The organism is Acidovorax sp. 69 (genome assembly GCF_002797445.1).
In the GTDB taxonomy this organism is placed as follows: domain Bacteria; phylum Pseudomonadota; class Gammaproteobacteria; order Burkholderiales; family Burkholderiaceae_C; genus Acidovorax.
Genome location: NZ_PGEP01000001.1, coordinates 3,916,970 through 3,935,942, shown reverse-complemented (window position 1 = coordinate 3,935,942; position 18,973 = coordinate 3,916,970). Strand labels below are relative to the sequence as shown.

19 protein-coding genes are annotated in these 18,973 nt (G+C 65.8%); 6 read left to right on the top strand and 13 right to left on the bottom strand.

The window, feature by feature from the left end; genetic code table 11:
• Positions 1 to 168: 168 nt before the first annotated feature.
• From CLU85_RS18030 to alaC, 5 genes are all read left to right on the top strand, one after another.
• Positions 169 to 1,236 (top strand): diacylglycerol kinase family protein, encoded by a 1,068-nt coding sequence (locus CLU85_RS18030; RefSeq protein WP_232727862.1) that lies wholly within the window; start codon positions 169 to 171, stop codon positions 1,234 to 1,236.
• Between the two features lie 40 nt (positions 1,237 to 1,276).
• The gene (locus CLU85_RS18025) at positions 1,277 to 2,110 is read left to right on the top strand and encodes a metallophosphoesterase (RefSeq protein WP_100412634.1); all 834 of its coding nucleotides are present in this window, start codon (positions 1,277 to 1,279) and stop codon (positions 2,108 to 2,110) included.
• Between the two features lie 297 nt (positions 2,111 to 2,407).
• Positions 2,408 to 3,493 carry an adenylate/guanylate cyclase domain-containing protein gene (locus tag CLU85_RS18020; protein ID WP_100411467.1) on the top strand — a complete coding sequence of 362 codons (1,086 nt, stop codon included), beginning with the start codon at positions 2,408 to 2,410 and terminating at the stop codon, positions 3,491 to 3,493.
• Between the two features lie 377 nt (positions 3,494 to 3,870).
• Entirely contained in the window at positions 3,871 to 5,109 is a 1,239-nt protein-coding gene (locus CLU85_RS18010) for an MFS transporter (RefSeq protein WP_100411466.1), read from the top strand.
• Positions 5,110 to 5,243: 134 nt separating this feature from the next.
• Positions 5,244 to 6,461, top strand: coding sequence for an alanine transaminase (gene alaC / locus CLU85_RS18005; RefSeq protein WP_100411465.1), 1,218 nt, complete (start codon positions 5,244 to 5,246; stop codon positions 6,459 to 6,461).
• Between the two features lie 103 nt (positions 6,462 to 6,564).
• Here the strand turns inward: alaC and CLU85_RS18000 are convergent, their stop codons facing one another.
• On the bottom strand, positions 6,565 to 7,101 hold the full coding sequence (locus CLU85_RS18000) for an OsmC family protein (protein WP_100411464.1): 537 nt from the start codon (positions 7,099 to 7,101) through the stop codon (positions 6,565 to 6,567).
• A gap of 47 nt (positions 7,102 to 7,148) precedes the next feature.
• Positions 7,149 to 7,424: a DUF4242 domain-containing protein gene (locus CLU85_RS17995; protein ID WP_100411463.1), complete on the bottom strand. Its 276-nt coding sequence runs from the start codon at positions 7,422 to 7,424 to the stop codon at positions 7,149 to 7,151.
• 120 nt (positions 7,425 to 7,544) lie between these two features.
• On the opposite strand from CLU85_RS17995, the gene CLU85_RS17990 reads away from it, so the two are divergent.
• Positions 7,545 to 9,071 (top strand): winged helix-turn-helix domain-containing protein, encoded by a 1,527-nt coding sequence (locus tag CLU85_RS17990; RefSeq protein WP_100411462.1) that lies wholly within the window; start codon positions 7,545 to 7,547, stop codon positions 9,069 to 9,071.
• A 24-nt stretch (positions 9,072 to 9,095) separates the two neighbouring features.
• On the opposite strand, the gene CLU85_RS17985 is transcribed toward CLU85_RS17990, so the two are convergent.
• The 11 genes from CLU85_RS17985 to CLU85_RS17935 all read right to left on the bottom strand — a co-directional run bounded on the left by CLU85_RS17985 (position 9,096) and on the right by CLU85_RS17935 (position 18,908).
• On the bottom strand, positions 9,096 to 9,932 hold the full coding sequence (locus CLU85_RS17985; RefSeq protein ID WP_100411461.1) for an urease accessory protein UreD: 837 nt from the start codon (positions 9,930 to 9,932) through the stop codon (positions 9,096 to 9,098).
• Between the two features lie 83 nt (positions 9,933 to 10,015).
• A complete protein-coding gene (locus CLU85_RS17980; protein ID WP_100411460.1) occupies positions 10,016 to 11,407 on the bottom strand; it encodes an FAD-binding oxidoreductase in 1,392 nt (463 codons plus the stop codon).
• Positions 11,408 to 11,496: 89 nt separating this feature from the next.
• The gene (locus CLU85_RS17975) at positions 11,497 to 12,282 is read right to left on the bottom strand and encodes an ABC transporter permease (protein WP_100411459.1); all 786 of its coding nucleotides are present in this window, start codon (positions 12,280 to 12,282) and stop codon (positions 11,497 to 11,499) included.
• A 140-nt stretch (positions 12,283 to 12,422) separates the two neighbouring features.
• Positions 12,423 to 13,223 (bottom strand): ABC transporter ATP-binding protein, encoded by an 801-nt coding sequence (locus tag CLU85_RS17970; RefSeq protein ID WP_100411458.1) that lies wholly within the window; start codon positions 13,221 to 13,223, stop codon positions 12,423 to 12,425.
• Between the two features lie 112 nt (positions 13,224 to 13,335).
• Positions 13,336 to 14,340, bottom strand: coding sequence for an ABC transporter substrate-binding protein (locus tag CLU85_RS17965; RefSeq protein ID WP_100411457.1), 1,005 nt, complete (start codon positions 14,338 to 14,340; stop codon positions 13,336 to 13,338).
• 85 nt (positions 14,341 to 14,425) lie between these two features.
• Complete coding sequence (locus CLU85_RS17960; protein ID WP_100411456.1) at positions 14,426 to 15,289, bottom strand: creatininase family protein; 864 nt, start codon at positions 15,287 to 15,289, stop codon at positions 14,426 to 14,428.
• A gap of 29 nt (positions 15,290 to 15,318) precedes the next feature.
• Entirely contained in the window at positions 15,319 to 15,807 is a 489-nt protein-coding gene (locus CLU85_RS17955; RefSeq protein WP_100411455.1) for a RidA family protein, read from the bottom strand.
• Complete coding sequence (locus tag CLU85_RS17950; protein WP_100411454.1) at positions 15,804 to 17,114, bottom strand: amidohydrolase family protein; 1,311 nt, start codon at positions 17,112 to 17,114, stop codon at positions 15,804 to 15,806. The genes CLU85_RS17955 and CLU85_RS17950 overlap by 4 nt, the downstream gene beginning before the upstream one ends.
• 23 nt (positions 17,115 to 17,137) lie before the next feature.
• Positions 17,138 to 17,725: an NAD(P)H-dependent oxidoreductase gene (locus tag CLU85_RS17945; RefSeq protein WP_100411453.1), complete on the bottom strand. Its 588-nt coding sequence runs from the start codon at positions 17,723 to 17,725 to the stop codon at positions 17,138 to 17,140.
• Between the two features lie 35 nt (positions 17,726 to 17,760).
• Positions 17,761 to 18,072: a 2Fe-2S iron-sulfur cluster binding domain-containing protein gene (locus tag CLU85_RS17940; RefSeq protein WP_100411452.1), complete on the bottom strand. Its 312-nt coding sequence runs from the start codon at positions 18,070 to 18,072 to the stop codon at positions 17,761 to 17,763.
• A gap of 179 nt (positions 18,073 to 18,251) precedes the next feature.
• Entirely contained in the window at positions 18,252 to 18,908 is a 657-nt protein-coding gene (locus CLU85_RS17935; RefSeq protein ID WP_100412633.1) for a TetR/AcrR family transcriptional regulator, read from the bottom strand.
• Positions 18,909 to 18,973: the final 65 nt, after the last annotated feature.

Here is an 18,973-nt window from a genome sequence, read left to right as displayed (position 1 = left end):
GTCGTGACGGCTGGCCTGTGGTTGTCGGCCTGCGCCGACAAGGGCAGTGGGCGGTGGCTGGCTGTGCAGCGCCGGTCGGGCTGCGAGCATGGGGCCTTGAAAAATCCGAACTTCGGGGTGTAGACACTGGTATCGCCTGTGTCTGTGGCCCCGCTGCAGATCTGCACCATGACACCTCTTGAGCATCCACCCCCCATCCGCTTCCATGGCCCTATCCACCTGGTGGTACCCAAGCGCCCAGGGGCGGACCTGGACCTGTTGCGCGCCAAGCTGGAGGGCGTGCCTGCCTTGCAAACTCACGACGTCGTCTGGCATGTGCCCGACCGGCGCGGCGACATCGTGCCGCTGGCCGAGGCCGCAGCGCAAGCCGCCCATGCAGACGGTGGGCTGGTGGTCGCTGCTGGGGGCGACGGCACCATCAATGCGGTGGCTGCGGCGGCGTTGCGCGCCGGGGTGCCGGTGGGGGTGGTGCCCATGGGCACCTTCAACTATTTCAGCCGTGAACACGGCCTGGCGCTGGACCCCGAAACCGCCGTGCAGGACTTGTTGCAAGCGCTGCACGCGGGCGATGTGCGGCCTGTGCAGGTGGGGTTTGTCAACCGCCGCATGTTTGTGGTCAATGCCAGTGTGGGGCTGTACCCCAAGTTGCTGGCCGATCGCGAAATGGCCTCGCGCCGGTTTGGGCGATCGCGTTGGGTCGCTGTGGCCTCTGCGGTCTGGAGTCTGTTCCGCCCCGCATCCAGCCGCCGCTGGCGGGTGGTGATGAAAACCCACCAGGGCGCCGAAGCACGCCAGGAGGAGCACCTGGTCACCACGCTGTTCGTGGGCAACAACCCTTTGCAGCTGGATCGAATGGGCCTGCCACAGGCGCAGATGGTGGCCGACGGCGGGCAGCTGGCGGTAGTGATGCTCAAGCCCCAGGGCCGTTGGGCCATTGCGCGCACGGTGTGGAATGCGGCCACAGGCCAGCTGGGCAAAGACAATGCGGTGGTCAGCATGGCCTGTTCTGAGCTGAGCGTGGCCCCGGCCAGCTGGCGCCCACCCCAAGTCAAGGTGGCTTTTGATGGCGAGCGCGAATGGATGTCGCCGCCCCTGCACTTTCGCCTGAGCGCGCGGCCGTTGTGGCTGGTAGCGCCCGGCAATCAGGTGCGAGCCGATGCGCCGGACGCTCATGGTGTGATGGCCACGCCGCCACAGGATGCGCCCGCGCCTGTGCCCGGTTTGCTGCCCGCGTGATGCGGCGCTGTCATTCGCCCGCAGTGCCCAGGCCATTACCATGACTGTCTTGATGCATTTGTCGGACCTGCACTTCGGCGCACATGACCGTGTTGTGTGTGATGCGGTGCAGCGTCTGGCGCACCGGCTGGGGGTGTCGATGGTGGTGGTGTCGGGGGACCTTACCCAGCGCGCCACCGCAGCGCAGTTTGAGCAGGCGGCGCATTTTGTACACGGCCTGCATGCGCGTTCCACCCTGGTGCTGGCGGGCAACCACGACCTGCCGCTGTTTGCGTGGTGGTTGCGTTGGGGGCGGGCCTATGAACGTTATGCCCACTGGTTCGGGATCGATCAGGAGCCCGTTCGGCAAGCCGGTGCGTTTTATGTGGTGGGGGTGAACACCACCCGCGCCTGGCGCCATGAGCGGGGTAGCTTGTCATCCGCGCAGATTGAGCATGTGGCCCTGTTGCTGGCGCGTGCACCGCCGGATGCGTGGCGCATTGTGGCCAGCCACCACCCGCTGGTAGGCCGCACTGCGGACGACCCCGCGCATCGCCCCGCGCGCGCCGACGAAGCCGTGCAACGCTGGCAGACTGCCGGCGCTCAGATGCTGTTGTCGGGCCATGTGCACGAGCCTGGCTTGCTGGAGCCCCGGCCGGGCCTGTGGGCCAGCCGTGCGGGCACGGCGGTGTCGCACCGCCTGCGCCATGGCAGCCCGAACAGCCTGGTGGTGCTGAGCATCGAAGCCTCGGGTGCCTCGCCTGGCGGGTGGACTCGGTACGCCGCACGCTGGGACTATGACGGGGTGTCGGGGGAGTTCTTGTGCAAACAGCGCAAGCCCGTGGGTGGCAGCGCTGTGGGGGCGCAGCACCCGGTGATAGCGTCGTTTAGCTAGGTGCTGATTGCTTTGATTTTGATAGCTATCAGCGCTTGATATTCAAGCGCTGGCGGCCAAAATGACTCAAAGTTTCAGTGTCTTGCATGGCGCCAGCGCTGTGCAGGCCGCGCACCGGGCCCGCGCACTGCAAGCGCGGGGTGTTGCGGTTTGGCCCGCACTGGTTTCACCGGCTTGACCCACCCCGGGACGGGCGCCTATTCTGGGTGTTGTTGTGGGCTGGTTGCCATCGCGCGTCTTGGGGCGGGTGTGCGCTGGCAATCCGGCCTTTGAACAGGTTCATACCCCCCGTCTTTCATGCACAAAGAATTCAACCACGACGCCGTGCGCCGCCTGCAGGCGCTGATCGAGCGCGAGACCGGCGCGCCCCTGAGTGACTCGGCACAGGCCGAAATGGCCATCATCTTGCGCGGCATCGAGTGCCCCGAAGGTGCCGCCACAGACGGCCTGGCCGTGGCGCCGCGTGAAGTCACCATCCTGCTCGCGGACCTGCGGGGCTTCACGGCACTGTCGGGATCGCTGCCAGCGGCCGTGGTGATCGCGGCGCTCAACCGCTGTCTGTCGCGCCTGAGTGAAGTAGTTTTCAAGCACCAGGGAACCATCGACAAGTTCATGGGCGACTCGATCATGGTGTTGTTCGGCGCACCGGTGGCCCGCGACGACGACGTGGACCGTGCGCTGTTGTGTGCCGTGGAGATGCAGATCGCCATGCGTGACCTGAACCTGGAGCACATGCGTGAGCGCCTGCCCCAGGTGTTTCTGGGCATTGGCGTGAACACGGGCAATGTGATGGCGGGCCGGTTTGGGTCGGAGCTGTATTCCGAGTACACCGTGATTGGCGAAGAGGTGAACCTGGCTTCGCGCATCGAGGCCTTCAGCCTGCGGGGCCAGGTGCTCATCAGCGAGGCGACCTACCAGCGCTGCTGGGGGCTGGTGTCGGCCACGGCACCCATGCTGGTGTATGTGAAGGGTCGGCACGAACCCGTGAGCCTGCGCGAACTGGTGGCCATTCCATCGCGCAAGCTCAAGGTGCCCCGGCAGGAGTTCCGCCGCAGCCACCGCGTGGATGCCCGCCTGCCTTGTCTGTGCCAGCGCTTGCAGGACAAGATCATCGTGCCGCAAATCGTACACGCGGCCATCCGGGACATCGGCTACCACGGCCTGCTGGTTGAGGTGACCGAGCCTCTGGAGCTGCACAGCGAGATCAAGCTGGAGTTCGACCTGACGCTGGTGGACTACCGCGCCATGGACGTGTACGCCCGTGTCATCACCTTCAAGCCGGAGGGCGACCAGTGGTTGGCAGGGCTGGAGTTCACCTCCATCAGCCCCGAGTGCAACGCCAAGGTGCAGATGTTTGTGCAGTTGCTGGTGGCTTCGCGGTAACGCGGCAAGGCGCGCGCAGAAATACGCAGTGGAGGAGGAGCGACTGGCCTGGCAGGCGCTTCAGCAGCCCGGCATCCGGGCCAGATCGCTCCACACTGTCGGGCCATGCGTCCCGTCGATGCCACACGCGGTGATGTGGTTGCGCTCGGCCTGCGGCAGGTGCGCCCATCCAACCTGTGGTCGGATCTTGTCGAGGACGCTGCGGTGCAGGCCGGGTGGCGCGAGATGTTTTGTTGGTGTCAATCCCCCGCGTCAGCGCCGCATGGCGGGGCATGTTATGGTTCCAAAGCTAGGGTTTTCCCTTGTCTGTGTGGGGTTGCTTCCCCGCGCCATTCTCTTGTCGCTGCTGTTCGCCTGTGCAGCTCCCTCCGATTGCCATGACCGTGTCCCCGTCCTCATCGTTTACCACCCTCACCCCCGCCGATGACCGCACTGATGAGCGCACCCTGGTGCGTGCCGTGCTGGCCCTCGGGGTGGGTGGTTTTTCCATCGGCACGGGAGAGTTTGTCATCATGGGCCTGCTGCCCGAGGTGGCGCGCGACATTGGCGTGAGCATTCCGCAGGCCGGCCACGTCATCAGCGCCTATGCCCTGGGCGTGGTGGTCGGTGCGCCCGTGCTGGCGGTGCTGTGCGCCCACTGGGGGCGGCGCGCACTGCTGATGGCGCTGATGGTGGTGTATGCGCTGGGCAATTTTGCATCGGCCCTGGCGCCTGGTTATGCCTCGCTCAGCGCCATGCGTTTGCTCACCGGCCTGCCACATGGCACCTACTTTGGCGTGGCCGCACTGGTGGCTGCGGCGCTGGCACCGCCAGGGCGCCGGGCGCGCGCCGTGGGCTGGGTCATGCTCGGGCTGACCACCGCCACGCTGGTCGGCGTGCCTATTGCGGCGGCGTTGGGCGAGCACTTTGGCTGGCGCGCTGCCTTCGTCTTCGTGGGTCTCATCGCTGTGGCGGCTGTGGTCATGTTGCGGCTGTGGGTGCCTGCCATGCCCGCGTCTCACGGCGCCAGCCCACTGCGTGAGCTGGGGGCTCTGGCACGCAAGCAGGTGTGGTTCACGCTGGGCATTGGTGCCATCGGCTTTGGCGGGATGTTCGCGGTGTTCAGCTACATCAAGCCCACGCTGCTGGAAGTAGCGGGCATGCCCCCTGCGCTCATGCCCTTTGTGCTGTCACTGTTTGGCCTGGGCATGGTGGCGGGCAACATCGTCGGCTCGCGCATGGCCGACAAGGCCCTCATGCCCACCGTGGGCAAGGTGCTGCTGTGGTCCATCGTAGTCATGGCGCTGTTTGTGCCTGCAGCACACCACCCTGTCAGCGCTGCGCTGGCCACCTTCTTCCTGGGCACCGTGGTCGCTATTGGCCCCGCGCTGCAGATCCGGCTGATGGACGTGGCGGGCGACGCACAAACGCTGGCCGCCGCACTCAACCACTCGGCCTTCAATGCCGCCAACGCCCTCGGCGCGTGGCTGGGGGGTGTTGCCATTGCGCAGGGCATGGGCTGGACATCCACCGGCTGGGTGGGTGTGCTGTTGGGCATTGGTGGTGTGGCCATGTTTGCCTGGGCGTTGATGAGCGAGCGCGCCATTCAACGTGCCACACAGGGCGCAGCGGCCTGACCGTAGCGGCGGCGCGACAGCGCTGCAATGTGCGGATGGATCACCGCGTTGTGAGATACATTGAACGCGGGCCAACCCCATTGTTGGCCACGTCGCTCGGACGGTTCCGGGCGCTTACGTGAAAGTTCACCAGCATGTCTGCTTCTCAAGGCAAGCGCCGCTTTGCGCGCATTGATCGCCTCCCTCCCTACGTCTTCAACATCACGGCCGAGCTGAAACTCGCCGCCCGCCGCCGTGGCGAAGACATCATCGATATGAGCATGGGCAACCCTGACGGGGCCACGCCACCGCACATCGTCGCCAAGCTCACCGAAGTGGCCCAGCGGCCCGACACCCACGGCTACAGCGCCAGCAAAGGCATTCCGCGCCTGCGCCGCGCCATCAGCCACTGGTACAAAGACCGCTATGCGGTGGACATCAACCCCGACACCGAGGCCATCGTCACCATCGGCTCCAAAGAGGGCCTGGCCCACCTGATGCTGGCCACGCTGGACCGGGGCGACACCGTCCTGGTGCCCGACCCGAGCTACCCCATCCACATCTACGGCGCGGTGATTGCCGGTGCTGACATCCGCAGCGTGCCCGTGGCGCCCGATGTGGACTTTTTTGCCGAGCTGGAAAAAGCCATCCGCGGCAGCTACCCCAAGCCCAAGATGATGATCTTCGGCTTTCCCAGCAACCCCACCGCGCAGTGTGTGGAGTTGGGCTTCTTCGAACGCGTGATCGCCCTGGCCAAGAAGCACGACATCCTGGTGGTGCATGACCTGGCCTATGCCGACATCGTGTATGACGGCTACCGTGCCCCCAGCATCATGGAAGTGCCCGGCGCCAAGGACGTGGCGGTGGAGTTTTTCACCCTGAGCAAAAGCTACAACATGGCCGGCTGGCGCATTGGCTTCATGGTAGGTAACCTGGACCTGGTGGCGGCGCTCGCCCGCATCAAGAGTTACCACGACTACGGCACCTTCACGCCCCTGCAGGTGGCCGCCATCGCTGCGCTGGAGGGCGACCAGCAGTGCGTGAAAGACATCGCCGCCCAGTACCAGCGCCGCCGCGACGTGCTCTACAAAGGCCTCATCGAATCCGGCTGGGCTGTGGACTGCCCCAAAGCCAGCATGTACATCTGGGCCCGCATTCCCGAGCCCTACCGCGCTCTGGGCTCGCTGGAGTTTGCACGGCAGTTGCTCGACAAAGCCAAGGTGTGCGTTTCGCCAGGCATCGGCTTTGGCGACCAGGGCGATGAGTACGTGCGGTTTGCGCTGATCGAGAACGAGGCGCGGATCCGGCAGGCGGTGCGGGGGATTCGCGCGATGTTCAAGGCGGATGGCCTGCTGACGGTGCCAGGCGGCTGAGGGCTGGGCAACCCCTTGCGCGGGGGGGGCGCGGAGGGTTGCTCTCCGTGCCATGGTCTCCGCCAGCGTGGGCCGTCGCTCTGTCGCTCTGCCGTTAACCCAGTCACTGCCCCTCACCCATGTGAAAGGTGGTTTTCAGTGTTGGCGGTGACAGCAGCGTTTGTCCCACCACGCAACACCGCTGGGCGGCCACGCGCAGCTTGTCCAGCATGTCGGGCGGGGTGCCATCTTGTGCCTGCAGATGCACGTCGCAGTCGATGGACTGGAAGGCCACTGGTACATCGGGCTCAATGCCCATGGCGCCGCGCAGGTCGGCAGTGGCCTTGACGCGGACTTCCAATGCGGTCAGCTCGATCCCCATGAGGTTTGCCACGAGGCGGATTGACGACTCCTGGCAAGCGGCCAGCGCGGCGCACAGCAGGTCGCCTGGACAAGGCGCGTCATACGGCCCCCCCACGCCGCTGTGCACGCCGAACGGTATGGCCGCGGAGCCGCCGTTCACGACATGAACCTGGGAATGGAAGGGATCCGCCAAGTCGCGCCCGCGAGTGAACGCCTCGTCGGTGACCCGGGCCGACGCGGGCGTGTGCTTGTATTGGCCGCGCAAGTTTTTCTGGGCTTCGTAAACGCTGCTTGTCATGGCAAGTCTCCTCAACAATGGGTGGTGTTCTGGCACACAGCGGGGCATCAGGCCTCAGCCGTGGTGGGGTCGATGGTGGTGACGACCCGCGCTACGCTGTCGATGGGGAAGCCGCCCAGCCGGGCATGCTCGCGCACAAGCTGTTCGCTGGCGGCGTTGTAGACGCAGTAGACCTTGTCCCCCGTCACATAGCTTTGGACCCAATGTACGTCCGGGCCCATGCTGCGGAGCACGTCGCACGATGTGCGGGAGATGGCTTGCAGGTCTGCCGCGCTGGCAGCCCCGATACCGGCAATGGTGCGCTCGATCACGAATGTGGGCATGATGTTTTCTCTGCGGAAGTGGTAGGTGCCCCCACGGTACCGAGCAGGGCCACGCCGGTCCTTTAAAGTTCGCAAGAATCCGCTAAATCTTCCTAACGATGGCGCTGTCTAAGGTGGCTGATGCAAGACCTCTATCACTTTGATCGCTTTGAAGTCCGGCCGGCCGAGCGAGCGCTTTGGGTAGAGGGCGTTGCGACTGCCATCGGTGCCCGCGCTTTTGATCTGCTTTTGTGCCTGCTGGCCCAACGCGACAGGGTGGTCTCCAAAGCCGAGATCCTGGACACGGTGTGGCCTGGCCTGGTGGTGGAAGAGAACAATCTGTCGGTGCAGATATCGGCCTTGCGCAAGCTGTTGGGGCCTCGCGCAATCGTCACGATTCCTGGCAAAGGGTATCGGTTTGCATTGGAGCCCAAGCCCGGCCACGCCCCCATCCCTCTCGCGGCACCGTCAGTCCAGGAGGTCCGACCGACCATTGCGGTGCTGCCCTTCAGTGTGCTGTCTGACGACCCGCATGTGGGCTTTCTGGCGGATGGCCTGGCGGAAGACGTCATCGCGCTTTTGGCCCGCGTGCCTGGCTTTGTATTGATCTCCCGGGCGTCGTCCTTTGCGTTTCGTGGCCACGCGGTTGCCCTGCCTGACGTCGCGCGCCAGTTGGGCGTTCGGTTTGTCGTGGAAGGCAGCGTCCGTCCGCACCGCGATCTTCTGCGAGTCTCCACGCAGCTTATCGATGCTGCGTCGGGGCATGTTTTATGGAGCGGCCGGTTTGACCGCCACCGTGACCAAACGGTTGATTTGCAGGAAGACATCGCCCGGGGAATCATGTCTGAGCTGGAGCCCGAGCTGACGCGAGCCGAAATTGCCCACATCCGCCGCCAGCGCCCGGAGAACCTGAACGTCTGGGCCCATTACCACCAGGCGATCGGATCGATCGCGCTGCAGGGCTGGAGCCGGGATGCGATGACCGAGGCGCGGTCCCAACTGCGCCAGGGCATTGCGCTCGACCCGGCTTTCGGTCTCGGCTACGCGCACTATGCCTTGCTGACGGCCTTGTCCATGAACATCGGGTACCTCGCTCCCAACGGCCCCGGTGTCGCTGCTGAAGTCTTGAAGGCAGCGCAGCAAGCCATTGAACTGGATGACGGAAGCTCCGAGGTTCTGGGTTACGCAGGCTGCGCCCTGAGCGACCTGGGGCATCACGACCAGGGCATTGAGGTGCTTCAGCGTGCGCTGGAGATCGATCCGAGCAACGCGCAGGCGCATGTGGCGCTGGGCGCCTCGCTGGTCCTGAAAGGCCAACTGGAGCGCGGCATCGACACCATGCGGCTAGGGATGCGCATCAGCCCACGGGACCGGCGCCTGGGGTTTTGGAAGTGGGCGTTGGGCCTGTTCTTGCTGCGCGCGGAACGGTTGGACGAGGCACTGGTGGAGGCGCGAGCCTCCATTCGGCACGATCCCAGGTTTCATCTGGCGCGCATTTTGGAGGCAGCTGTTCTGGACCGTCAGGAGCAGCCAGAGGGGGCGGCAGCGGCGATGGCAGCAGCCCGCCAGTTGTGCCCCGCGCTAACGCCCGATGAAATCGCCTGGACGTTTGGTCGCCGTGTGCGGGATCGGCTGGTGTTGTTGTGGGCCTCGCCGCCTGCTGCCTAACGGCGCCCGCCGTGTCCTGCTGGCCTACATGGCCCAAATCCTGGGCGCTTCGCCTTCCAGTTCCCACAACACCTCCCGCCAAGCCACCCGCACGGCCTTGAGCAGCTTCATCGCAGGCTCCACCTGCGGCGCGAGCACGCGCACCACCACCATGCGGTCGTTGGGGCTGGTGGCGCCTGCGGTGGCTTTGACCTGGGGGTGTTGATCCATCACAGCACGAGCGGCGTCCAGAGCGGCATCACGGCGTGCGCGGTCAAGCAGAGAGCCGGTGGCAAAGAAGAGGCTGGCCATGCAGCGGTGGCCCGCCAGGCCCAGCGGGCTGTTCAGCAGCCGGTGGTCGGCGGCGTCGATCACGCCGCGCTCCAGCCACAGGCCGGGCACTTCCAGGTGCTGGGTGAAGCGGCCTTGTTCAAACGGTTGGCCTGCGTGGGGCAGGCCCAGGGCGGTCACGTCCCAGGCGATGCACTCGGCGCCGGGGGCCAGGTTCAGCGTGAGGTGGTTTTCGGCGTGGCAGGCGCTGTAGCAAAGCGCCTCCAGCGGCAGCCATTCCAGGCGCGCGCCCTCGGCCAGGGTGAGGTGGCTGCGCTGCAGCGCCAGCGGGCCGGTGGAGCGGTAGAAGCGCGTGGCGCCGGGCGTGGTGACCAGGCCATGCGCGCCGGGCCCCACGGTAGTGGTGATGTCCAGTGTGTCGCCGCCCACCAGGCCGCCGGGCGGGTGCACCAGCACGTTGTGGCAGATGGCGTCGCCCTCGGGGTACAGGCTTTGCAGGATGCGCAGCGGCCCGTTGTGCTCATAGCGGGCCACGGTGCGGGCGTTGTGTTCTGCCGTGTAGTCGAGCTGCAGGCGGGCGTGCCAGGGCATGGGGCGAGTGATTTGCTACTAAATGAGTAGCTGATTATGCACTTCGGACGTGCGCTTGCAGCCTGTTTGGCTACAAACTGTGCCTACGCTGTTTGGCGTACCGGTGTCTGTGTGGGGGCCGATGGTTCGGCCGCGTACCAGCTGCGCAGCTTGCCGGGGTTGAGCAGGCCTTGAGGGTCAAAGCGGCGCTTCATGGTCACTACGGCGGGGTCCAGGTGGTTCTGTTTGCCGTCTTCCACGATGAACACGTGCGGGTTGTTGATCTGCACGCCGTGGTCTCGGTAGATCTGCATGATCTGGTTCAGGCGCTCTTCGGTGGTGTAGCGGATGATCTGCAGTCCGCTGCAGTTGAAGGCGCCTTCCTTGGTGCGCAAAAACTCCAGATGCATCATCACCTCGCCCTTTAGCGCGGCCTCCAGCGCCTTCACTTGCTTGAGGCGGTGCATGGGGTTGAAGCCGCTCTGGATATAGGTCAGGCCCTTGTCCACTTTCAGTGCGTGCAAGGTGGTGTGGTTCCAGGTGTATTCGAGCAGCGTCTTGTGGCTGCTGGCCACCTCATCGGCGGTCTTGCGGTAGGTGACCTGGCCGCCGTGCTGGGCTACCATGTCGCGCATGCCAGCCTCGGAGTGCGGTGCCACCAGCAGTAGCACGGCATGCTGGTTGGCGGGAAAATGCTCGGCCAGGCTGGTGAAGTATTGGGGAATGGGCGCGGCCAGAAAACACACCTCTTTTTTCTCTAGCCCCGGCGCGCTGCCAAAGCGGTCGGCAAACTCCAGTGCAGCATCGAACTGCTCAAAGGTGGCGATGCATTCAGTCCACTCCACGGCGTGGGTCAGTGCCACCTCCAGCTCCAGCACGATGCCGTTGGTGCCGTAGGTGTGGTGCAGCAGCATGGCCTCGGGGCCGCGCAGCTCGATGATCTGGGGCTCGGGCTCCACCGTCATGGCGCGCACCGCCAGCACGTTGCCGGGCGCGGCCAGCGGACCATGGTTGATGGAGCCCGCGCCGCCAAAGCCGCCGCCAAACAGCCCGCCCAGCGTGGCGCTGCGGTAGGTGGAGGGCAGCCAGCGCAGCTCCTGCCCCAGGGGTTTGGCCTGTGCGTCGAAGTCCGACAGGCGAATGCCGGCTTGCGCGCGGCCCACGCCGCCACGCACCCAGCCAAAGCCGTTGTAGCCCGACAGGTCCAGGATGACGCCGCCGTGCAGTGGCGTGCTCTGGCCGTAGTTGCCGGTGCCGCTGCCGCGCACGGTGAGGGGGATGCCCGCACTGGCACAGGCGGCCACCACCTGGCGGATTTCGTTTTCCGTGCGCGGGCGCACGGCCACATCGCCGCGTTTACCGGCCAGGTCGCGCTTGAGCACGGGGCTGAACCAGGCAAAGTCCTGCGACAGGCGGCCCACGCGCAGCGGGTCAGCAATCCAGTCCAGGTCGGGCAGCTGCTCGGGCAGTTGGTGGGCGGGGGTGGCGGTGGTCATGTCTGTCTCTCCTGTCGGTGCAGCGGGTGGTGGGGCAAGGCGCGGCCCCACCACGCGGGCGCGGTATAAAAAAATGGTGGCGGTGCGGGTCAGTCGTGCGAGTTTTCGCTCGCGTGCCAGCTGCCTAGTGCAGCTCTTGTGAGCCAGGCCATCAGGGCGAACAGCGCCACACCCGTCAGCGAGATCAGCAGCAGCGCAGCGAACATGCGCGGGATATTCAGCTGAAAGCCTGCCTGCAGGATCTGGTACGCCAGCCCAGCGCCCTGGCCGCCGGTGCCGGCCACGAACTCGGCGACCACGGCGCCGATGAGTGCCAGACCGCTGGAGATGCGCAGCCCGCCGAAGAAGTAGGGCAGCGCACTCGGAATGCGCAGGCGCAGCAGGGTCTGCATGCGGGTGGCGCGGTTGAGCTTGAAGTAGCTTTGCAGGTCCGGCTCCACGCTGCGCAAGCCCAGCGTGGTGTTGCTGATGATGGGGAACAGCGCCACTAGCGCAGCGCAGATCACCATGGAGGCCATCGGGTCCTTCACCCAGATGATGATGAGCGGCGCCACGGCCACGATGGGCGTGACCTGCAGAAGCACGGCGTAGGGGAACAGAGCGGTCTCGATGCGTTTGCTCTGCACGAACAAGAACGAGATCAGCACCCCGGCCACCGTGGCCACCAGAAATGCCAGCACCGTGATCTTGACGGTGACCCAGAGCGAGCCGCCCAGTGCCGCCCAGTCGGTGAACAGCGTCTTCATCATCAGGATGGGCGATGGCACCAAGTAGGGCGGCAGTTCCAGCGCTGTGACCAGACCTTGCCACAGCGCAATCAGCACCACGCCAACAAGCAGCGGGTACACCACGCGCTGTACGCGGGGTTGCGCCATCAACGGTGGGCGTTTGGGCGCTGCCTTCGTCGCGGCTTTTGCGGATGCCGCCTGCGGCGAGGCAGTGCGTGGTGCGGTTGTGGTTGTGGTGCTGGAGGCAGCTACCGGTGATGCCATCGGAGCGGAGGGGAAGGGGGTGCTCATGCCACGGTCTCCTCGGTGTCCACGCTGGCGCGCAGCAGGCTGTCTTGCAGCCGCTTGGCGTAGCGGCTGAATTCGGGCGACACCATGAAGTCGGCGGTGCGGGGGTAGGGCGCATCAATGCGGAACTCTTCGACCACGCGGCCGGGGCGCGCGGCCATCATGACCACGCGGCTGGAGAGGAACACCGCCTCGTGGATCGAGTGGGTCACAAAAATCACTGTGAGCTTCTTCTTGCGCCACAGGTCCAGCAGGTCGGCGTCGAGCTTGTGGCGCGTGATCTCGTCGAGCGCGCCAAAGGGCTCGTCCATCAGCAGCAAGTCGGGTTGGGTGACCAGGCCACGCGCGATCGACACGCGCATCTGCATGCCGCCGGACAGCGCGCGGGGCAGGGCGCTGGCGAACTTGGACAGACCCACCAGCGCCAGCGCCTCGGTCACGCGGGCATCGGCCTCGGCGCGGGGCACACCGGCCAGGTCCAGCGGCAGGCGCACATTGGTCTGCACACTGGCCCAGGGCATGAGCGTGGGCGACTGGAAGACAAATGCCATCTTCTTGCCGCTTTCTTCCAATTGCGCCACCGGCTTGCGCCACAGGTGCAGGCGGCCGTCGGTGGGCTCCAGCAGGCCCGCGACCATTTTCAGCAGCGTGCTCTTGCCGCAGCCCGAGGGGCCGAGCAGCGTGACGAATTCGCCTTCCTCAATGGTCAGGTCCACAGGCAGCAGGGCCTGGGTGCCATTGGGGTAGGTCTTTTCGGCAGAGAGTACCTCCACGGCGGGTGTGGAATAGGTGGCGGGCATCGGGGCGTGTGCCAGCGGCGGAGATTCAGTGGGGGATGTCATGGTCGCCTTTCGATGGATGCGGCCGGGCTGGCAAGGGAGCGCACCGGCCGCTGTTTCAGGGCTGTCAGGCTCAGGGCAGGACTTTGAGGTCTTTGACGAACGACGTGGTGTAGGTCTCGGTCAGCTTCACCTTGGCCGGGTCGATGAGCTTGGACTCGACCAGGAAGTCGTAGCTGGCCTTGGCGCGTGCGTCGGTCATGATGCCGATGCCCATGGCGGCTGCGTCACCGCCCGTGGCCATGCCCATTTCCTTGAGCTTGGCCACGCTGTAGGCCAGTTGCTCATCGGTCATGTTGGGGTTGTCCTTCTTGATGAGGGCGTTGGCAGGGGCCGGGTCGGCCAGGTAGCTCTTCCAGCCTTCCATCGACGCCTTCACGAACGAGGCCACGGCGGCGCTGCGGTCCTTCACCGTCTTGTCCATGCACGAGATGGTGGTGGCGTAGGCGGGGTAGCCCTGGTCGCTGAACATCAGTGTGTTGGCCTTGACGCCGGCCTTGGCGATGGCGAACGGCTCCGACGTCAGGTAGCCCTGTTGCGCTGTGTTCTTGTCGGCCACGAAGGGCTGGATGTTGAAGGTGTAAGGGCGTGTCTGCGAATCGGTGAAACCGTACTTGGCCTTGAGCCAGGGCCAGTAGCCGCGCTGGGCCGACGAGGCAATGAGAATGGTCTTGCCCTTGAGGTCTTCGAACTTCTTCACATCCTCATGCGCGATGAGTACCTGCGGGTCTTTCTGGAACACTGCGGCCACGTTGACCACGGGCACGCCGCCCTCGCGCATCTGGATCATCTGCAGGTCGCTCGATCCCATCACACACTCAGCCTGGCCTGCGGCCATCATCTGCACGATGTTGACCTGCGGGCCACCCATTTTGATGGACACATCGAGGCCGTACTTCTTGTACAGACCCGTGGCCACCGCCTGGTAGAAGCCGCCGTGCTCGGCCTGCGCGTACCAGTTGGTCATGTAGGTGAACTTTTCTTGCGCCTGGGCGGTGCCCGATGTGGTGGCGAGCGCACCAACAGCGAGCAGCGCGGCTGCACCAAGTTTGGAAAGGCGGGAAGCGGTCTTCATCATGGCTTTACTCCGGTAGGGTGGTGGAGGGTGAACGAAGGGGCAACGAGGGGAGAAGGGAAAGGGGATGTGGCTGCGTTTGCAGGTTTCAAGCCAGGGCGCTGGACTGCTCCACATGGCCGGTGTGGTTGGCGCGGCCCCAGGTGGGCTCGGGGCGTGCGGCCCATTGAAGCTTGTGCAGCTCGGTGATGGCGGCGGCCCAGCTCACGGCCAGCGAATCGAGGATGGCGTGGCCCTGCTCGGCGGTGGCGGGCAGCGGGTCGCCGATGATGCCGCTGGGCCCGAAGTCGCGTGCGCTCCAGGCGCAGGCGGGGCGGCCGTCGGGCGAGAGCAGGGGCGAGTCGAATACGGGCGGGTAGTTGACCACCGCGCGCTCCATGTGCACGGTGTCTGGGGCCAAGGCCAGCATCAGCGCGGTCTCGGCGTGGCCCGCGTGCATGGCCAGTTTCTTTTCCTGCTCCGACAGGTACTTGCCCGCCACGTGCGGTACGCGCCAGGTGAAGCTGGGCACCACGATGAAGTCGCCATGGCGCAGGCGCAGCTCGCGCGCGCACATCTCCATCACCTGCGGCTGGCCGCCGTGGCCGTTGACGAACAGCAACTTGCGAAAGCCTGCGCGGTAGACCGACTCGCCCACCTCATTCATGGTGGCCAGCAGGGTTTCGCCACTGAGGGTGACAGTGCCAGGGAAGTGCAGGTGCTCCTCGGACTTGCCGTAGGTGATGGGCGCCATCGCAAACGCTGGCACATCCGCTGGCAGGCGGGCCAGCGCATGGCCCACCACCCCGGCGCTGATGACCGTGTCCACCGCGCAGGGCAGGTGGGGGCCGTGCTGCTCTGTGGCGCCCGTGGGCAGAACGATGACGGTGTTCTCCTTGTCGGGCAGGTCCACGATCTCGGTCCAGCTCAGGTAGGGCAGGTAGCGGTGGGGCGGGTTGTAGCCGTGCAGCATGGGCGGGGTCTTTCGTGTAAGGGGACGCGTTAGTGCAGAGGGAGATAGGCGGTGGCCTCTACCTCGATGAGAATGTCGGGGGTCGGCAACATGCCTGAGACCTCCACCACGGTGGAGGCCGGCGGCTCGCCCGGGAAGAACAGCTTGCGCACGCGGCTGTACTGGGGGAAGTGGTCCAGGTTCTTGAAGTACTGCACGAGCTTGAACACGTCCGACATCTGGCCGCCCGCGGCTTCCATGGTCAGACGAATACGGTCGAGCACGTACCAGCTCTGCGCGAGGATGGGGCCCTCTTTGATGTCGCTGCTGAACTCGCCGGTGCGGCCGATCAGCGTGGCGGCTTCGTCAGGAATGTCGGCATAGCCGCGCACGATGCGGCTGGCCGCAGGGTCCACGGCGATGACGCCGCTGAGGTAAATGAAGTCGCCCGCGCGGCGCCAGGCGGCGTAGCGGGCCAGGGGCTGGGCAATGCCTGGCGCGGTGCCAGTGGTGCCAGTGGTGGATGGTGTGGCGGTCATGCCGGGCTCCTTGTCAACTGGGGTGTGGGCACATGCCAGGCGGCGGGTGCATGGCCGCTGGCGACGCGGCCCTGGCGCAGCACCACGCGGCCTTGTGCACGCGACGGAAAGCCCCAGTGGTCGGCTTGGGTGAAGACCAGCAGGTCGGCCACAGTGCCGGGCTGCAGGGGCAGTGCCGCAGGGCCCGTGCGCAGCCAGTCGGCTCGGCACAGTGATTCGCTCCACTGGTCGAACGGCGCGTCGAGCTGCGCCGCCAGCACGCCGGTGGCCAGGGCCTCCAGCGGGTCAAAGCTGCCCACCGGGCAGAACGGGTCTTGCACGTTGTCGCTGGCCACCAGCACGGGAATGTCGCGTGCGCGCGCTTCCTTCACCAGGGTGAGGCCACGCTGGCGGGGTGTGCGGCCAGTGGTGGCGTCCTGCAGCAGCAGGTTGGTGATGGGTAGCGTGACCAGCGTGATGGGGCTTTGCGCCACAGCGTCCAGCGTTGCCAGGGCGGTCGCCTCGTCCTGCGCAGCCAGGGCGCAGGTGTGGCCGCAGACCACATGGCCTTCGAACCTCAGCTCCTTGAGCAGCGCGGCCGTGGTGGCCAGTCCTTTGGCGCCGGGGTGCAGCTCTTCGTCCACATGCAGGTCCACGTTCAGGCCGTGGTGTTGCGCGGCCTCGAACAAATGGCGCAAGGCCTGTGGGTCCCAGTTGGTGGAATGCACGAAGCCACCCAGCAGGGCGCCGCCGCCGCTGTCAGCCACGGTGGCAGCCAGGCGCATGGCGGTGCTGCGGTTGGCGTACAGGTGCAGGGGGATCAGGCTCACGCGCTCCAACGTGATGCGGTCGGCCCAGTCGTGGGCGAGTGCGCGCAATACGTTCCAGGCCAAGGGCTGGGCCTCAGGCTCCCACCAGTCGCAGTGGGTGCGCAGGTGCACTGTGCCGGCCTCGCAGGCCCATTGCAGCGCGCGGCTGGCGCGGGCGTGGATGTCGGCCTCGGTCCATCCCAAGCGGTCTACCATCATCGCGTCGATGGCGCCCAGCAGGCCGGGTTGGACGACACCCATGCGCGGCAGGGTGAAGGCTTTGTCGAGGTGTGTGTGGGCGTCCACCAGGCCGGGCAGAACCAGGGCACCGGCCACGTCCCACCGGGTGCCTTGCGGATCGGGTGCCGTGCCGTGGGGCTGCACGTGCACCACGCGGCCCTGGGCCAGATGCAGGTCGGCCAGCGCGGGTTGGTGGCCCTGTTGGGGCCATTGCGTGGGTAGAAGCCAGCGCGGCAGCCGGGCGCGCAGGATGTGGTCGGGCGTGTTGGATGCGTGCATGCCGTGGTCCTTAGAACGTGGTCTTACGCAAAGCGGGCCATGGCCTGCCCCACGCGGGCCTTGAAGTCCGCCAGACGGGGTGGCGTGGCCACGTTCATGTGGTAGTAGGCGTGGTAGTCCACCCGCGCCTTGCCACCCGTGAGCAGGCGCATGTAGCGGGTGATGGACTTGCGGGGAGGGTCGCCCATGAACAGCGCTGTCCAGCGCGGGCGGCCATAGGTGACCACAGCCGAGATGCGCTTGATGTGCGTGAGCGAGGGCTTGACGTTGTGCGGGTCGCTGATGTCGAAGGCCACGCCGGGCATCAGCACCCGGTCGAAGAAGCCCTTGAGCATGGCCGGCATGCCAAAGCACCAGGTGGGAAAGCAGAACACCACGGCCTCGGCCTTCAGCAGGCGGTCTACATAGCCCTGCACAGGCAATTGGTTGCTCGGTACCTCGTGGTAGCCCAGGCGTTCCTCGCGAGTCATCACGGGGTTGAAGCCCTCGGCGTACAGGTCGCAGTCGTCCACCTCATGGCCCGCGCCGCGCAACTGCTGCACCACCTCGGTATGCAGGGCGGCGTTGTAGCTGGTCTCTACCGGGTGGCAATAGATCACGAGGATGCGCATGGCGGGTGTCCTTCGGGTGGGTGGTGTGGGTGGGCCTAGAGGTCGAGCGTGAGCGTGGGGCTGTGGCAACGTGCGCAGCACACCGCCACGTGGGTGCGCTGTTCGTCGGCGCTCAGACAGCTGTCGCGGTGGTCGGGCTCGCCGTCCAGCCAGCGGGTCACGCAGGTGCCGCACATGCCCTGCTCGCACAGCGTCTCCAGCGCCACGCCAGCGAGCTGCAAGACGTCGGCGATGCTCTCGCCAGGTGCAACGGGCAGGCGCATCTGGCTGCGCTGCAGGATCAGCTCGAACCGGTGTTCCGCGCTGGCAGTCTCGGCTGTGGTGGCTGTGTCAGGGGCTGTCTGCATTGTTTGACCATGTGATTTGATCGATTGGTCAAACTGTTGCAAAGGCTGTGCCAGCCACAAAAATCGGTAAAACGTCTTTGTGATGGATCAACGGGGCCCATCAGCGCCGCGTGCTGGTGCAAATCGCCCGGTATTGGCCCCGCAGCATCCGGGGGCCGCCCAGAAATGTGCGCGGGGCTTTAGTCTGGTGCGAGGCCGCAGCCCAGCAGCACAAAGCTGGTGAGTTCACGCACGACGGGCTCGCGGTCGATGGCTTCGTCGGGCGCCAGGCCCAGCATGATGTGCACTTGCACGCCATAGTCTGCGTAGTGCTGCGTCATGCCCCAGATCTGCATGAGCAGCACCTTGGCGTCCACCTTGCGCATGCGGCCTTCGGCAATCCAGCGGTTGATCAGGTCCACCTTCTGTTGGGTGGACTTGACGGCCACGGGCCAGTATCTGCCCAGGTTGCGGCCGCCGCCCAGCACCTCGGTGGTGAAGATGCGCGACAGGCCTGGGTTGTCCAGTGCGTAGTCGAGTTTCTTGCGCACGTAGCTGCTCAGCACCTTCTTGGGGTCGTCGCTGTTGTTGTCAAAGATGAAAGCGCCCGACCATCCGTTGAGCACCGAATACAGCAGCTCTTCATACAGCTCTTCCTTGCTGCTGATGTAGTAATGCAGCTGGGGCTTGGTCAGGCCCGCGCGCTCGGCAATGGCCTTGGTGGATGCGCCCTTGAAGCCATGGCGGCTGAACTCGGCAATGGCCGCCTCGCGGATGGCCCCCAGGATGCGCTCACGGCCTTGTTTGGCGCGGCTGAGCAGGGCGCCGGAGGCGGCTTCGGCGTCGGATTCAGTCATGACGGTGGTGCGGGGCATGGGTGATGCGTGAGGGGCGGCGCAGATTCTGCCTGCACTGGCGGGTT

Coding starts and splice junctions, on each gene's coding strand:
- CLU85_RS18030 (WP_232727862.1), top strand. CDS start 169: ATGACACCTCTTGAGCATCCACCCCCCATCCGCTTCCATGGCCCTATC.
- CLU85_RS18025 (WP_100412634.1), top strand. CDS start 1,277: ATGACTGTCTTGATGCATTTGTCGGACCTGCACTTCGGCGCACATGAC.
- CLU85_RS18020 (WP_100411467.1), top strand. CDS start 2,408: ATGCACAAAGAATTCAACCACGACGCCGTGCGCCGCCTGCAGGCGCTG.
- CLU85_RS18010 (WP_100411466.1), top strand. CDS start 3,871: ATGACCGTGTCCCCGTCCTCATCGTTTACCACCCTCACCCCCGCCGAT.
- alaC (WP_100411465.1), top strand. CDS start 5,244: ATGTCTGCTTCTCAAGGCAAGCGCCGCTTTGCGCGCATTGATCGCCTC.
- CLU85_RS18000 (WP_100411464.1), bottom strand. CDS start 7,101: ATGACAAGCAGCGTTTACGAAGCCCAGAAAAACTTGCGCGGCCAATAC.
- CLU85_RS17995 (WP_100411463.1), bottom strand. CDS start 7,424: ATGCCCACATTCGTGATCGAGCGCACCATTGCCGGTATCGGGGCTGCC.
- CLU85_RS17990 (WP_100411462.1), top strand. CDS start 7,545: ATGCAAGACCTCTATCACTTTGATCGCTTTGAAGTCCGGCCGGCCGAG.
- CLU85_RS17985 (WP_100411461.1), bottom strand. CDS start 9,932: ATGCCCTGGCACGCCCGCCTGCAGCTCGACTACACGGCAGAACACAAC.
- CLU85_RS17980 (WP_100411460.1), bottom strand. CDS start 11,407: ATGACCACCGCCACCCCCGCCCACCAACTGCCCGAGCAGCTGCCCGAC.
- CLU85_RS17975 (WP_100411459.1), bottom strand. CDS start 12,282: ATGGCGCAACCCCGCGTACAGCGCGTGGTGTACCCGCTGCTTGTTGGC.
- CLU85_RS17970 (WP_100411458.1), bottom strand. CDS start 13,223: ATGCCCGCCACCTATTCCACACCCGCCGTGGAGGTACTCTCTGCCGAA.
- CLU85_RS17965 (WP_100411457.1), bottom strand. CDS start 14,340: ATGATGAAGACCGCTTCCCGCCTTTCCAAACTTGGTGCAGCCGCGCTG.
- CLU85_RS17960 (WP_100411456.1), bottom strand. CDS start 15,289: ATGCTGCACGGCTACAACCCGCCCCACCGCTACCTGCCCTACCTGAGC.
- CLU85_RS17955 (WP_100411455.1), bottom strand. CDS start 15,807: ATGACCGCCACACCATCCACCACTGGCACCACTGGCACCGCGCCAGGC.
- CLU85_RS17950 (WP_100411454.1), bottom strand. CDS start 17,114: ATGCACGCATCCAACACGCCCGACCACATCCTGCGCGCCCGGCTGCCG.
- CLU85_RS17945 (WP_100411453.1), bottom strand. CDS start 17,725: ATGCGCATCCTCGTGATCTATTGCCACCCGGTAGAGACCAGCTACAAC.
- CLU85_RS17940 (WP_100411452.1), bottom strand. CDS start 18,072: ATGCAGACAGCCCCTGACACAGCCACCACAGCCGAGACTGCCAGCGCG.
- CLU85_RS17935 (WP_100412633.1), bottom strand. CDS start 18,908: ATGACTGAATCCGACGCCGAAGCCGCCTCCGGCGCCCTGCTCAGCCGC.